This window comes from Nevskia soli (genome assembly GCF_903970205.1).
In the GTDB taxonomy this organism is placed as follows: domain Bacteria; phylum Acidobacteriota; class Terriglobia; order Bryobacterales; family Bryobacteraceae; genus Bog-113.
On record NZ_CAJCHS010000285.1, the window covers coordinates 1 to 14,904 of the forward strand.

At 59.3% G+C, this 14,904-nt stretch carries 14 protein-coding genes; 9 read left to right on the top strand and 5 right to left on the bottom strand.

The window, feature by feature from the left end; translation table 11 throughout:
* Nucleotides 1–318: 318 nt before the first annotated feature.
* The 4 genes from H1Y01_RS12710 to H1Y01_RS12725 are packed head-to-tail and all read right to left on the bottom strand — an operon-like array spanning nt 319 to nt 4,066.
* A complete protein-coding gene (locus H1Y01_RS12710) occupies nt 319–1,959 on the bottom strand; it encodes a serine hydrolase domain-containing protein (protein WP_180540890.1) in 1,641 nt (546 codons plus the stop codon).
* Nucleotides 1,937–2,326 carry a DoxX family protein gene (locus H1Y01_RS12715; protein WP_219341507.1) on the bottom strand — a complete coding sequence of 130 codons (390 nt, stop codon included), beginning with the start codon at nt 2,324–2,326 and terminating at the stop codon, nt 1,937–1,939. The genes H1Y01_RS12710 and H1Y01_RS12715 overlap by 23 nt, the downstream gene beginning before the upstream one ends.
* A gap of 6 nt (nt 2,327–2,332) precedes the next feature.
* Complete coding sequence (locus H1Y01_RS12720; protein WP_180540891.1) at nt 2,333–2,710, bottom strand: nuclear transport factor 2 family protein; 378 nt, start codon at nt 2,708–2,710, stop codon at nt 2,333–2,335.
* Between the two features lie 18 nt (nt 2,711–2,728).
* Entirely contained in the window at nt 2,729–4,066 is a 1,338-nt protein-coding gene (locus H1Y01_RS12725) for a sulfatase family protein (protein ID WP_180540892.1), read from the bottom strand.
* A 350-nt stretch (nt 4,067–4,416) separates the two neighbouring features.
* Here H1Y01_RS12725 and H1Y01_RS12730 point away from each other — a divergent pair, with 350 nt between their 5' ends.
* The 9 genes from H1Y01_RS12730 (at nt 4,417) to H1Y01_RS12770 (ending at nt 14,602) form a co-directional block, all read left to right on the top strand.
* The gene (locus tag H1Y01_RS12730; RefSeq protein WP_180540893.1) at nt 4,417–4,731 is read left to right on the top strand and encodes an acyl carrier protein; all 315 of its coding nucleotides are present in this window, start codon (nt 4,417–4,419) and stop codon (nt 4,729–4,731) included.
* Nucleotides 4,728–6,341 (top strand): alkaline phosphatase family protein, encoded by a 1,614-nt coding sequence (locus H1Y01_RS12735; protein ID WP_180540894.1) that lies wholly within the window; start codon nt 4,728–4,730, stop codon nt 6,339–6,341. The genes H1Y01_RS12730 and H1Y01_RS12735 overlap by 4 nt, the downstream gene beginning before the upstream one ends.
* A gap of 12 nt (nt 6,342–6,353) precedes the next feature.
* Entirely contained in the window at nt 6,354–7,202 is an 849-nt protein-coding gene (locus H1Y01_RS12740; protein ID WP_180540895.1) for an alpha/beta fold hydrolase, read from the top strand.
* Nucleotides 7,203–7,252: 50 nt separating this feature from the next.
* Nucleotides 7,253–8,509, top strand: coding sequence for a glycosyltransferase (locus tag H1Y01_RS12745; protein WP_180540896.1), 1,257 nt, complete (start codon nt 7,253–7,255; stop codon nt 8,507–8,509).
* 131 nt (nt 8,510–8,640) lie between these two features.
* Entirely contained in the window at nt 8,641–9,915 is a 1,275-nt protein-coding gene (locus tag H1Y01_RS12750) for an MFS transporter (protein WP_180540897.1), read from the top strand.
* 115 nt (nt 9,916–10,030) lie between these two features.
* Entirely contained in the window at nt 10,031–11,539 is a 1,509-nt protein-coding gene (locus tag H1Y01_RS12755; RefSeq protein ID WP_180540898.1) for a TolB family protein, read from the top strand.
* A gap of 80 nt (nt 11,540–11,619) precedes the next feature.
* Nucleotides 11,620–11,811 (top strand): hypothetical protein, encoded by a 192-nt coding sequence (locus H1Y01_RS12760; RefSeq protein ID WP_180540899.1) that lies wholly within the window; start codon nt 11,620–11,622, stop codon nt 11,809–11,811.
* Between the two features lie 413 nt (nt 11,812–12,224).
* Nucleotides 12,225–13,088: a hypothetical protein gene (locus H1Y01_RS12765; protein WP_180540900.1), complete on the top strand. Its 864-nt coding sequence runs from the start codon at nt 12,225–12,227 to the stop codon at nt 13,086–13,088.
* A 476-nt stretch (nt 13,089–13,564) separates the two neighbouring features.
* Entirely contained in the window at nt 13,565–14,602 is a 1,038-nt protein-coding gene (locus H1Y01_RS12770) for an energy transducer TonB (RefSeq protein WP_219341508.1), read from the top strand.
* Nucleotides 14,603–14,662: 60 nt separating this feature from the next.
* Here H1Y01_RS12770 and H1Y01_RS12775 read toward each other — a convergent pair.
* Nucleotides 14,663–14,904 (bottom strand): STAS domain-containing protein (locus tag H1Y01_RS12775; protein ID WP_180540902.1); only part of this gene is annotated, 242 nt, incomplete at its 5' end.

Below are 14,904 nucleotides of genomic sequence, written 5' to 3' on the forward strand. Positions count from 1 at the left end.
CCTGTCTTGGTGCCCCGCGGCCATCGCCAGGCCCTCCATATATGCCGCGAAGCGTCTCTCTTGTGGGCCTGGCGCGGAGAGGCGTGATCCCACCAAACAATTCTACAGCAGAATGTTCTTTTATGACCCAGTAGTACTAGCAGCCCGTGGTGAAACCCGCTTCCTCACGGTCGCGGCTCTGTAACTGATTGATCCTACTCAGCCGCGCGCGCAAGCAAGCGGTGTTTTGAGACTTCTACCACGGGCTGATAGAGCGGGTATCCGGGTTCGATTGGCCGAAAGATATCGTCCGAAAGATATGCGGCCGAACCGGGTAAGTCAGTTTGTATGCGTGAACCGTAGGTCCCAGACGCGGCCTTCGCCGACGCTCAAGCCCGTGACTGTTCCCGAGGCATCCCGCAAAAACCGAACCGCACCGAGGTCGCACTCAAAAGCGTCCCTATATGTCGGGCGGAGTGACATTGCGGCAGCCGGCCTGCGATGCAACACGAGCGCGCCATTTTCCAGCTTGATTTGAAACGTGACTTCCGCTTCGCCGCTCGTGTAGTCTCCCGTCAACCCCTGCAGTTGCGCGGCAGAAGGATGCTCAGGATCGACCTTTTCCCAAACGTCGCGGCCATACACCGGATTAGACATCGCCATTCGTTCGACTTTGCCGGTAGAGTCTGCTTCAAACGAGACCGTGGCGTCTCCAGCCTTGAATAAGCCGCGGGGAAGCGGTTCGAGCACCAGCGTGTGGCCGATACGTAGCTGCCCATCGCGCTCTTCGATCGAGATCGTCGTATGGTCGCGAACGCTGCGATAGAGCCCGGCGCGCGTCTTCGCGTCCACCGGCGGAACCGACAAAGTGTCGGAAGTATCGCGATCGGGGTCTACAAAGAGCGCCGCGACCGAGTGCCCCAATCGGGTCGTGTTGGCCGATGCATCGTTGCACAACACAGCGACGGATAGGCGTTCCTCCGGCACGCGCGCGAGCCATGCGCGGTATCCGGCCGTGGCGCCCGAGTGACTCATCTCCTTACGCCCCCTCCACGTTCCTATGAATAGACCGGCAGCGTAGCCAAGTGGTTTGCCGTCGCGCAACGCGGCCTGTTTCTGCTGGGCTTCGATGAGCGCGCGGCCGCCGATCTTACCGTCTTCCTGATTCCGATTCCACTTGAGAAGATCGCCGACCGTCGTGAGCAGGCCCCCGTTGCCGTAGATATCTTCAAAGGGCATGTCCATCAGGAACCCGCCCGGGCCGCGGCTATAGGCGATCGCGCGGTTGGGCACGACGCGGCGAAACTCATCGCGCCATTGCGTAGAGTTCATACCCAAAGGCAGGAAGAACTCGGCGCGCGTGAACTCATTTATAGTCTTCCCGCTGACTTTCTCCACCAACATTGCCGCTAAGTTGTACCCGCTATTGGTGTAGGACCACGCGGTCCCTACCGGATAATTGAGCGCGCGCTGGCGACTTAGAATATCCAGCACATGCGCGTGCGTATAGACTCGCGTTCCCCGCGGCCAGCCCGCGATCGCCTCGATCTCCCCCCAGTCACGCAGCCCGCTTGTATGGTAGAGCAGATCGCTGATTCGGATCGGCGAACCATAGTCCGGCAGCTCGGGGAAGTAGCGGCGGATATCGTCGTCTAACGAAAGCTTGCCGCGTTGCGCGAGCAGCAGAACCGCTGCGGCAGTGAACTGCTTCGTTACGGACCCCGCTTCAAACACTGTTTCCGGAGTGTTCGGGACGTTGTGCTCCAGGTCGGCGCTTCCGTATGCGCCGGTCAACGGATCGATCCCGTTCGCCCTAACTCCGACCGCGCAGCCCGGGCCGGCAGATCGGTTGTACGGAGCAAAGATCGCGTCAAGCTGTTTTTTGACATCGGTTGCGTTCGTTGTGTGGAGGGTAGCCGTCTGTGCCGCGGCGACAGACGCCAATGCGAGAACGAATTCAGCGGCCCGAACGATCTTCATTTGTACACCGGAGTACCCACCCTATCAACAGAACTTGCAACGGCAGCCGCATCCACAACCAAAGTTGTGGAATCCTATGCCCAGCCGCCTGTATATTGTACTCCGCCATATATACATTCGCGGGGAATACGGCAACTAATAAAGCCACTAATCCCCAACCTGCGGCACGCCGCAACCGCGGAATTAGCAGGCCCAATCCACCGGCGATCTCCGCGGCGCCACTCAGAGATACCATCGGTCGCGGCCACGGAACATACGGCGGCATGATCTTTAGATAGACGCCAGGCGCCGCAAAATGCAAGGTACCGGCGGCAACAAAGAAAATCGAAGCGGCGCCCAACCCGATCTTCTGAGCACCCGACAGCAACTGCGTCTATTCGCCGGCGCGAATCAAATTGAACATACTCGTGATGCGGGCGCTCAACTTAGCTTCCTGTATCTTGTCGCCTTCGAACTTAGCTTCAATGCGGCTCTTCAGCGACCCGATCTTCCAGGCGCTCAGCCGGTCGGAGCTCGCCACGGCATCGACACTAACCGTGTTCCCCTTCACCTTCACGTTCTCAATCTTATTGAGCCGCAGGTTCGCCTTGAATCGTTCATCGTGCCATTCGCGAATCGATTCCGTTCCTTCATACTCCACGTTCTGGAAATCGATCGTGGCGTCTTCGTTGAAAAAGCTAAGGCAGCGGTCCATGTCGCGCGCGTCGAAGGCCGCCAGGTAGTCTCTCGTGATTGCTTCAAGATCAGGCATATTGAGTGAGCGATGCGCCTAAGCGGTCGCTTTGACGCCCTTCCATAAAGAATAATTCACCGCGCCTTCCTGAACCACGGGGTCGAGGGTCTTGCCCACGCTATGCAGCTTTTCCCGAATCCAGGTTTCCAGCTGATTCTCCAACTCGGCTGCGACCTGCGGTTCCGACAGAGCGAGATTGGTCAACTCTTCCGGATCCGCCTGCAGATCGTAGAGCTCGCGATCCGGATTGCCCAGAACATCCGGCTCCCGGGAAATGATGAACTTGTGCGACGCGGTCCGCAGCGCATACTTCGCCTGCCAGGTCGATTCCAGCGTCACGAAGCTTTCATATCCGGAAGGTTCAGCTTCACCCGTCCATTCGCGGTAGAAGCTGCGGCCATCCATCTCTTCCGGAATGTCGATGCCGCATGCTTCCAGAATGCTCGGCGCCACATCGAACGACTGCCGCACCGGACCGAGCCGCTGCCCCGCCTTCAGATTTCCCGCCGGCCAGTGAACGATGAACGGCACGCGAATCGTGCAGTCGTAAAGCCCGTAATGGTCGTAGTAGATGTGGTGGTCGGTCATGCTCTCGCCGTGGTCGGCCATGAACACGATCATCGTGTTTTCAAGCTGCCCCATCTCGGCCAGCGAGGAGATCAGATGCCCGATCCCGTCGTCCAGATACTTCACCTCGCCGTCATAGAGCCCGGTCACATAATTCGGATCGGTGATCAAACCCTTCTTGGTCCGCAGCCACGTATCGCGCGCCATCGTCCCGATGGGGTGCGTCCACCATTCGTCGAGCGCGTGGTTGGTCGGATCGACCGGTGTCCCGCCCGGATAGAACGCCTCCCGGTACTTCTTCGGCGGCACGTACGGGTAATGCGCGTCCCAATAGTGAATGAACACGAAAAACGGATCGTCCGCGGCGAAGTTTCGAATCCAGCGGATGGCCCGGTCGTTCAGTTCTTCCTGGGTCACGTTCGCGTAGAAAACGTGATTGATGCTGGGGTCGATGATGTGCTCGTAGCCGCGTGCAAACCACATGCGCTCGCGGAACAGCGTGTCGACCGCGCAGGTCAGATAGCCCTCATCGTGCAGGACCTCCGGCAGAAACGGCGACGTCCGCGGCAGTTTCGCCTTGCCGCCGTGCGCCACCACTCCGTGTCGTAGCGGGCTTTGGCCGGTGAAAAGGGTGGTGTGCGACGGCTGGGTCGGAATCACGGGGCAAAACATCTGCTCCGCGAGTACGCCGTTCGACGCCATTTTGTCGATTTCCGGGCTGGTCGCGAGCGGATACCCGTAGCAACCGAGATGGTTGGCGCGCAGAGAGTCCGCGCTGATCACAATAATATTGGGCCGATTGGACATTCAGGTGAGTGATTGTGCCGGGCTATGGTTTTGCGTGATTGAAGACGAACGCTGTCGGCCAGGCTGAGCAACCTAGCTTAGCAGAAAACGGCGCTCTGGTTCCGCCGCGCGGTACCGGTTGACAGACTCCCGCCCACAGCATAAGATTAGCGTTTTGATAGAGATTAGAGTTGTGGCCTTTTTCAATGACAGCGGGATGAAAAGGTACTTTTGTGTCGAGCCGAAATGTTAGGCTGGAAGGTACCCCGCCCCTGTGCACCGCCAGGTTTTGAGTTCCCACGTCGAACTCTGTCCGTCGGGGGCCGGTCTGACTTCCCCGTGACCGGAAACTCGCACATTTAGGAACTGGAATGAGCCAAAGCCGCCAGGAGATTCTGGACTACGTGTTGAAATCGCTATCCGAATTGTCGGAGGACTGGGATTACTCTGAGCCGATCACGGAAGACACCTTGCTTTTTAGCCAAATGGGCCTCGATTCTCTCGATCTGGTCGTTCTAGGAACCGGGATGCAAGAGCATTACGAGAGACAAATGCCCTTCGCGGAATTCCTCGCGGGCGTCGGGGAGCGCGGGGAGAAAGACGTCCCTGTCCGGGAACTGATCGATTTCATCGCTGTCCAGATGGCCGGGGACGCGGAGCCGGCTGCGGCGGAGCGCAAGCCATGAGCATCAAAACGCTACTGGTCGGCTGGGATGGCGCCACCTTCACGATCCTCAATGATCTGATGGATCAGGGCGTCATGCCGTTCCTGAAGAGTTTTCTTGACCGGGGAACGCGAGCCAACCTGCGCACCATCGTTCCCGCCCTCACGCCGCCCGCCTGGACCAGCCTGATGACCGGCCGCACCCCCGGCTACCACGGCGTCTTCGATTTTTTCCGTTTCGAAGGTGAACACAGTAAACACATTCGGTTCTTCACGTCGAGCGATATCCAGACCGACACCATCTGGGGAATCACGTCCAAGAGCGGCAAAAAAGTCGCGGCGATGAATTTCCCGTCGATGTACCCCGCGCCGCATGTGGATGGCTACATCGTCCCCGGCTGGGTGCCGTGGCGGCAGATGCGCCTCGCGTGCTGGCCGAAGGACCTGTTCGAACGCCTCAAAGCGCTTCCCGACGTGACCTTGCGCGAGCTGGGCATGGACATCAAGCTCGAGGAGAAATCGACCGAGGGCGTCGGCACCCGCGAGGAATACGGCCCCTGGATCGAATTTCACACGCGGCGCGAACGCAACTGGCTCGAGATCTATAAATACGTCGCCCAGACGGACCCCTGCGACCTGACCGCGATCATGTTCGACGGCGTCGACAAGATGCAGCACCTCTGCTGGCGCTTCATCCGCCCGCAGGATGCCGAGCCGCTGAAGGAAGACTGGGAATTTCAGGTGCGCGATCTCTGCCTGAATTACTACCGGCAGCTCGACTGGATCTTCGAACAGCTCGTCACACTGGCCGGACCGGAAGCCACGGTTTTCCTGGCCTCCGATCACGGATTCGGGCCGACTTACGAAGTCTTCCACGTCAACGCCTGGCTGGCCAAGAAGGGCTACCTCGCGTGGTCCGACGCGGCGCATCAGGAACCGCAGACCGCGCTTCTCGGCGTGGGTCAAGTCGCGCGGCACACCTGGATGCTGGATTGGAATCAAACCCGCGCGTTTGCCACCACGCCAACGTCGAACGGCATCAACATCGCGATCAACAAGAACGGTGTGGGTTCGGGCGTTCCGGAATCGGAATATCAGGCATTTCGTGACCGGCTCGTGGAGGAAATCCGCGAAGTGCGATCGCCCGAGGATGGGGAGCGCGTGGTATTGAATGCGTACACGCGCGAACAGATCTTTCCGGGACCGGTCGGAAGCCTCGGTCCCGACATTACCCTGGAAATGCGCGATGGCGGACTCATCTCGATCCTGCCCCGCGAAGAGATCGTGTCGCGCCGCCCGATGGTCAGCGGGGCGCACCGTCCCGTCGGCATTTTCGGCGCCAGCGGCCCGGGCATCCGCAAGGGTTTCGACGCGGGCGAGCTATCGATCCTCGATGTGGCGCCCACCATACTTTATAGTTTGGGCCTGCCGATCTATAAGAGTTTCGAAGGCAGAGTTCCAGAAGAAATTTTCGAGAAGGGAATTATGGAGAACAAACCGATTACCAAAGCCGCCGATCCCGGCGAAGAGCAGCAGACGGACCAGGCAGCCGAAACCGAAACTTCGGAGATGAGCGAAGAAGACGAGCGCGTCGTTATGGAACGGTTGCGCGAACTCGGTTATATCGAATAAGAATCCCAGCCTATGCCCAAAATCGAAGCGAACGGCATTCAACTCCATTACATCCAGGCCGGCGAAGGCCCCGACGTCGTGCTCCTGCACGGCTTTCTGGGCAACCTAGCCGTGTGGCACCTCTACATGATGCCGGTGCTTCGGAAGGAATTCAGAGTCCTCACCTATGATCTGCGCGGTCATGGCTACAGCCAGGTGACGCCCACCGGCTACACCGCGAAGAACATGGCAGAGGATCTGCTCGGACTGCTCGACGCACTGAAGATCAACAAATGTACCCTGATGGGCCACAGTTACGGCGCGGATATCTGCCTCTATTTCGCATTGAAACATCCCGATCGTGTCGATAAAATCCTGGCTCTCGAACCGGGTTTAGCGGCGCTGGTCGAGCAGCGTAAGGATCCGAATTGGGTGGGCTGGAAAGCCTGGGTCGACAAACTGGAGGAGTGCGGGATCCAGGTCCCCGAAGACAAGCGGGCGGACGTCGGATATCTGCTGCAGTTGAGCCTCGAGACGCCGAAATTCTACGGCCCGGCGCGAGGGCTGCCCCGCAATCGCGAGCCGCTGCTAAAGTTGCTACGCGAGACTTCGCTGATCGAAGACTACGAAACCGCTGATGAACTGACCATGGATGCGTTGGCGCGCATCGAGACGCCCATCGAGCTCGTTTACGGCGATTTGAGCCATTTCCTTCCCTCGTGGGAGCCGATCAAGAAGCGCCTCCCGAATTGCCACTCGATTCTGCTGCCGGGCGGTGAGCATTTCGGACCGCTCGAAATGCCCGAGCTGCTGACCGAGACGACTCTCAAATTCCTGCGCACTCCCGTGGAAGAGCTGCGCGCCGAACCGCAAGAACTTTAGGTACTGCGGCCATTCGTTTCCTGATCACCACCTGGCATCCGCCTGGGCACTTGTACCCGCAGATCGCGATCGCGAACGCTTTGAGGGCGCGCGGCCACGAGGTCGCCTTCTATACCGGCCGGGAAGCCGCGCCCGTGCTTGCCAGCGAAGGGTACCGCCTGTTTCCGTTCGAGCATGTAGACGAAGACTACGTGAACCGCGTCCTCTTCGGCGCCGATCGCAATTCCTCCGCGCCCACCGGCGGCTTAGGATTCGCCAAGCTGCTGAAGGACTGGATGCTGGAAACGATTCCGGGGCAGATGGCCGACCTTGAAAAGATCGTTGGGGAGTGGAAGCCCGACGCCATCACGTCCGATCAGACGATGTGGGGCGCCACCTTCATCCTCGGGGAGCAGGGCCGGTTGCCCGTCGCGATCACATCGTGCGGCGCCTGCTGCATGATTCCCGGCCCGGATGTTCCGCCTTTCGGCCTGGGCCTCCCGAAGCCCCGGACATTCGCAACGAAGCTGCTTGCCAACGCCGTAACATTCGGTCAAGGCTTCATTACCGGGCCGTTTCGCAAGCGCCTCAACGAAATCCGCGCGCAGTATGGTCTGGGCCCCATCACCACCACGGCGCTCAAGCATCTCGGGACCGTGAAGCTCTACCTGATGCCCAGTACGCCCGAGTTCGACTACGATCGCCACGACCTGCCGCCGTCGGTCCGCTATGTCGGTCCGTACCTCTGGAACAAGCCCTCCAATGTCGTGTCTCCCGAATGGCTGCACACGCTCGGCCGCGCGCGTCCCTGGGTACATGCCACCGAAGGGACCGTCCATGTCGGCGAGCCGTTAGTGCTTCGCGCAACCGCTCAGGGCTTAGCCGGCCTGAACATGGAAGTGATTATGACCAGCGGCGGCGCCCGCGATCCCGAGACGATCAACCTCGGCGCCAGCGCCCCAAATCTTCACCTGACCCGATGGATTGCCCACAGCGACCTGCTGCCCAAGACCGACGTCATCATCACCACGGGCGGCGCCGGTACGGTGCTCGCGGCGATCGATGCACGGGTCCCGATGATCCTGATCCCGACCGAGTGGGACAAACCCGAAATCGCCCAGCGCATCGTGGAAAGCGGCGCGGGGATCCGCATCATGCCGAATAAGTTGACGCCGCGTTCCATACGCGCGGCAGTCGAACGCATTCTCGGCGATCCGTCGTATAAAGCCGGTGTAACTCGCCTGGCGGAAGCTTTCGGAAGTTATCGGGGAGCAGACTATGCGGCCGAGTTACTGGAAGATTTCGCCGCAGCCGGCAAGGCGACTTAGAATCTACGCGCGGCTCAGTACGTTACTGAGCCGCGACGGCAACGGAGCGGTTACTATTGGGCTGTTCGACGACTTACGACGAATCTCGCGCTAACTAACCAATAGAATTAGATACGGATTGACTTTCTCCAATGAGCGCATCCAGCCCCCACGCTCCGATCGACAACCCGGCGCCCCCGCAAATGACCATGCGCCAGGTGCTGGGAATCAGCTCGATGCGCCGCATCTGGTACGCGCAGATCATCTCTGTGCTCGGAGACTTCCTCGCGCTCTATGCGGTTCTCGGAGTGATGGGATTCAAGATGCACGCGACCGCCGTGCAACTTACCTGGGTCCAGATCAGTTACATGGCGCCCATCGCCCTTCTCGGCTTGATCGCCGGAGTGTTTGTGGACCGCTGGCCGGTCAAGCCCACGCTGGTGGCAAGTGACTTAACCCGCGCCCTCCTATGCCTCGGATTGCTGCTCGCCACGCAACCCTGGCACTTCTATATAGTTCTCGCAGCCATCAGCGTTGTATCCAGCTTCTTTGCGCCCGCTCAAGGCGTTTCCATCCGGATCATGGTCCCGTTGCATGGACTCCGCGCGGCCAACACCTTAATGCAGCAGGTCATGTTTCTGATGCGGATTGCGGGGCCCAGTCTGGCTGCGCTCATCGTTGCTCAGTTTGGGCCGCAATCGTGCTACATCGCGGATGCGGCTACCTTCGTAGCTTCAGCCTGTTTCATCCTGAGTGCTTCAGTGATGCAACCCGAGCGGAAGGACGCGGAAGAAAGCTCCAAGGTCGGCCTCGCGCGCGTGTCGCACGATATGCGCGAAGGGTTAAGCTTCATCGTTCACCACGCCGGGCTGCTTTTTGTAATTCTGGCGCTCGCCGCGGGCATGTTCACGCTGGGCTGCTTCGGGCCATTGATCGCGGTCTATGTGCGCGAGAGCCTTCACGAATCGACGCGCACCTTCGGATTCGTCAGCTCCACAATCGGGCTTGGAATCCTGCTCGGAATGAATGGATTGCAAGCTTTGGGCGGCCGGCTGGGAAACCGGACGATGGTCTATCTCGGGCTGGGTGGAATCGTCGGCGGATTAGTTGTACTTGCCGGGCTAACTTACCTCCCGACCGCATTCTTTGGAGCATTCATGATTGGCGCTTCAGTCGCGGCTATCTTGATTCCTGCGCAGACGCTAATCCAACAAGAGACCCCTGCCGCGATGATGGGACGCGTCGGTTCGACAGTTATGAGTACAGTGTTTACCGCCCAGGTAGCGGGATTGCTGTTAAGTGGCGTACTCGCTCGAGCGGCGGGAGTAAGAATGACCTTCGCGCTTTCCGCCGGACTTCTAATCATCCTCATGCTTACGGGACGCCTTGCGAGCCAATCGTGGGACCCGCATACGGCGAGAATGTAAATGAGCCGCAAGCGTGAGCGACCGGTGGGCTCTACCGGCTCAGCAGCGTACCGGCGCAGTCGCGAGCCACATCGCCTTACACCTGCCGTTTGCGGTGTGATAAGAACAGGACGTGATGAGATCGCTCCCTCTGGCCCTGCTGTTTGCATCAATCACGTCGATTCCGCAAGCCAACGCACAAACGCTCGGCGCCTTCACTGACCAGGTTGACATCGGCGTGAATCCGATGCCGGGAAAGGCCGAGTTCGACGCCGCGGCCGGTTCGTACAGTGTCACCGGCGGCGGCGCGAACATCTGGGGCGCCGAAGACGCCTTCCACTTTGTATGGAAGCGCGTGTCAGGCAATGTAACGATGACGGCCGACTTGCAGTGGATCGGCGCCGGCAAAGTTGCGCATCGCAAAGCGGCGCTGATGATCCGGCAGAGCCTCGATCCGGGTTCGGCTTATGCCGATGTGGCCTGGCACGGCGATGGTTTGACTTCGCTGCAGTACCGCACCGCGGCGGGCGCGGCCACGCTGGAGGATCGCTCGACCGTGAAAGCCCCGGCCCGGGTCCGCATCGTTCGCCAGAACGATCAGTTCACCATCTATGTGCCCGACGCGTCCGGCGCGATGCAGCCTTCCGGACCGGTGACAGTCGAGATGAAAGATCCAGTGTATATCGGCCTCGCCGTTTGCTCGCATGATGCCAACGATCTGCAGACCGCCGTGTTTTCGAAAGTGGCCATCGACGTGAAGCCGAGGGAGAAGATCACCAGCGTCGTATCGATCTTCGATCTGCGAACCAACACGGCCCAGGTGCTCACCCGCATCCCGCATCGCGTGGAAGCGCCGAACTGGTCGCCTGACGGAACGTATCTGATGGTGAATGGCGGCGGCGATCTGTTCCGCTTGAGCGTCGCGAAACCCGCGCTGGAACGCATCGCGCTGGAAAGCAGCGAGCTGGGCGCGGTCCGCAACATCAATAACGACCACGGAATCACGCTCGACGGGAAGACCATCGCGCTTTCAGCCCGCGGTCCGGCCGGAGGATCGCAGGTCTATCTGGCGGGAGCCGACGGCGCCAACCCGCGCCTGATGACGCCCGAGGCGCCCAGTTACTTCCACGGGTTCTCGCCCGACGGGAAATTTCTGGCATTTGTCAGCCAGCGCGACAAGAACTTCGATCTATACCGGATGCCCACGGCCGGCGGCGCGGAAGAGCGGCTCACATCCAACCCCGGATACGACGACGGGCCGGATTATTCGCCGGACGGCAAGTGGATTTACTTCAATTCGGACCGGTCCGGGTCATGGGATATCTGGCGCATGCCGGCCGACGGCGCAGGACCGGACGACCAACGCGCGGAGCGGGTGACCAGCGACGAATGGGAGGACTGGTTTCCGCATCCCTCACCCGACGGCAAGTGGATCGTCTTCCTTTCATTCCCGAAAGGGACCGAAGGACATCCCCCTAACCGGCATGTGATGATTCGACGCATCCCGATGCCCGGCGATACCCTATCCGCCGTCCAGCCGGAGGTATTGATGCAGTTCCTCGGCGGCCAAGGGACCATGAATGTGAACTCGTGGTCGCCCGATTCCCGGAAATTTGCGTTTGTGCGGTATGAGACCCCCGAGTGAGGCCCTTGCGAAAAAAATTCGAAACAGTCTAGAGATTTTCCTTGTTGCTGTCGACAAGTAGACAAGGAGCAAACATAACTATGAAAAACGCCGCCGTGCCCACCCCTTATGGATGGATCCTTGTCGCGCAGAACAATTTCGATCTGGATGAGGTCGTTGCGTTCCAAACGCAACTGGGAAATTTGTCGCGGGCTGTCGGAAAGGGTGGCGCGAATGCGCCTGCTACGGATTCAATCGGCGTCGAGGAACTCGTCCCCTTGTCAGTTGCCTGATTCCGCGGCTCAGTGCTGCCAGGCTTGCCAGACTCTGCATGGGAAAGTGCTCGCCGAGGGCGTGCTTCACTTGATTCGCGCATTGCGCTCGCCGAGCACGGGACGAGCTGTGAAATGCCCTTGACCCTCATCCGGGTAGGACGACGCTTGACCGCGTGAAATCACCAAGGGACGCGGGCCGCCAACGGCATAGCCGCAATCTTCAACAACCTTACCTCCGGCGCCAAGCGACTCGCCAGCAGGGTCACCGGCAGCACAACCGTCTCCAGCGTGAAGGGTGCTAAGAACGACACGAATAGGGGTCGGCGAAGTCTTACAGCGCATTTTACAAGATTTTCACACGGTCTTCGCAAGGCTCCCCTGGAGGCTTTCTAGAATGAGGTTGTTGTAGAAAAAATCCAAGGGAGAACTTTTTGAAGCACGCCTTAAACGTCGTTCCAACCATCGCGTTTCTGACGGCCTCTGCAGCCTGGGCCCAGAGCTTTACATTCGAGACTATTGAGATACCGGACGCGGTCACGACCCAGGCCACGGCATTCGGACCGTCGGGTCAACCAATCGGTTACTTTTCACCGAATTTTTTCAACTTCGAAAGCTTCATCGACGACGCCGGCACTTTCAAGACGGTTAAATTTGAGGGAAAAGCCGGTACGCTACTTAGGGGGGCCAACGCCACGACGTTGGTGGGAGACACCGAGTCGGGGGCCGAGGGAGGCTTTATCCTGGATGCTTCGGGCACGGTGACTACAGTGATGGTCCCGGGTTCATCCGCGACCTTTCCAACTGGAATAGACGCGGCGGGAGATGTCTTCGGCTATTTCTATGTGCCTTCGGGAGTGCCGGAAGAGCAGGGCTTTATTCTGAGTAATGGAACCTATACGACGTTCGACTATCCGAATGCCCAGGATACCGAAGTCAACGGAATCAACAAGCTGGGAGAGATTGTTGGATCGTACCGTTTGTCGACTTCGAATCCCTTTAGCGGATTCGTGTACCACAAGGGTAAGCTGACGACGATCAATTACCCGGGGGCTTATCAGACTAGCGTGCAGGGTATCAACGACGCCGGTGAAATTGTGGGGTATTACTCGACTTCGGTGAGCGCCGGAAATCTGGGGTTTGTTCTGAACGGAACGACTTTCAGTTCGTTCGCACCGCCGACGGCGACAAACACGTATGCCTATGGGATCAACGAGGCCGGCCAAGTGGTTGGGTTCTCGCTAAGACCTTCGGGTTCCGGCCCGGAGTTCGGTTGGGTGGCAACCCCGGTTAATTAGCGGCGGCGGCATCCCCGGATGTAGGCCTTCCGGGAAGCGTTGCGGTATCGCCCATGTGCCAGTTTTCGAGCGAAGACGGATTCGCGAGCGACTGGCACAGGGTGCGTTTGGGAGGCCCGGCAGCGGGCGGGACGGTGTATCAAAATCAGGTCAACCACCCCAGGCTTCAACTTGACCGGACCGGATTACGCAAAGGCCTGTCGCGAACCGAGCGTGATCGATGGAGACGCGCGCCCCGAGCGGGCGCTGCAGTCTTCACCTGAACATGCGGCGTAAGACTTCCATCGAGCGTCTGGGGTTCTCGGCGACCGTTTGGATGCCAGAGTAACCGTTCGCTGTTTTTTCGGGCCCCGATCGCCCTCGCGCGGTGTCTAATGAGTCGGAGGCCTAACATGCGGCCCGTCATCTCTCTGATAGCCATACTTCTTCCCCCGATTTGCCTGGCCCAAGGTGGTAGGGATTTCTTAAACCAAGGCATGCAGGAGTTCAAATCCGCGCGCTACGCCGAGGCGGCGGACAACTTCCGCAAAGCCGTGGATGCCGATCCCGCCAACGTCCAGGCGCATCTCTATCTCGGTACAGCGCTCGACATGCAATACATTCCTGGCGCGCAGGATGCTGCAAATCTACAGTTCGCCGCCGACGCGACTGCCCAGTTCGAGAAGGTGCTCGAGCTCCAGCCGGAGAACAAAACCGCCCTTTCCTCCCTCGCCGCGCTTTCTTACAACGAGAAGAAATTCGACGAAGCCGTCGAGTGGAATAAGAAGGTCATCGCGGTCGATCCGGACAACAAAGAAGCCTATTACACGCTCGGTGTTATCGCTTGGTCCAAGTGGCTTCCGGTTGATCGTCAGGCCCGGCTCGATTCGCACCAGCACCTGGACGAGCCGGGCCCGATTAGCGATGCCCAGATTCGCGCGAATCTCCGGACGACTTGGCTGCCGATCCTCGACGAAGGCGTACAGAACATCGAACACGCCCTGCAGATTGACCCCAAGTATTCGGATGCAATGGCTTACTTGAACCTGTTGATCCGGTACCGGGCCGATCTCGACGACACCAAAGACCAATACGGCGCGGACATCGAACAGGCGAACCAGTGGATGCAGAAATCGCTGGACGAAAAGCGGGCGGAAGCGGGCGATACTCCGCGCGGTGTAACCGGGAGCGTGCCGTCATTCACGCAAACCGGGCGTATTCGAGTGATGAACTTCGGCCCTGTAAATGATTCGGCGACCGAACCCTTGCGGGTTAGCGCAAACGTAATCGCAGCCAACCTGGTCACCAAAGTCGACCCCATTTACCCGCCATTAGCGCGGCAGGCCCGCATCTCCGGCAGGGTTCGATTCAGTGTAACGATCAGCCCTGACGGCCATGCACAGAACATCGCGCTGGTCAGCGGCCACCCGCTCTTAGTGCAATCGGCTCGCGAAGCGGTCCAACAGTGTGTCTTTAAACCGGCTTTGTCAAACGGCCCGACGACGGTAGACGTCGCCTTTGAGCTGGGCAACTAAGTCTTGTGCGACGCGGCCTGGAATGGAACTCGCGAACGAGATGGTGGGGAATCGCTTCTTTTAAGATGTAACAAGAGCCTTCTTCGCAGCTTCGACGCTATCGTAGACTTCAAAGACGCTTTGGAGATTGGTAATCTTTATAATATCGCGGACCTTGGGAGATAATCCCGCCAAAACGAGGCGCTGCCCTTGTTTCTGGGCTTTGATAAAGCCGGAGACCAACTCTCCGATTCCCGTGGAGTCGATATACTCGACCCCCGCGAGATCGAGAAGTATGAGACCGTCCGGGGAAGTCGACTCTA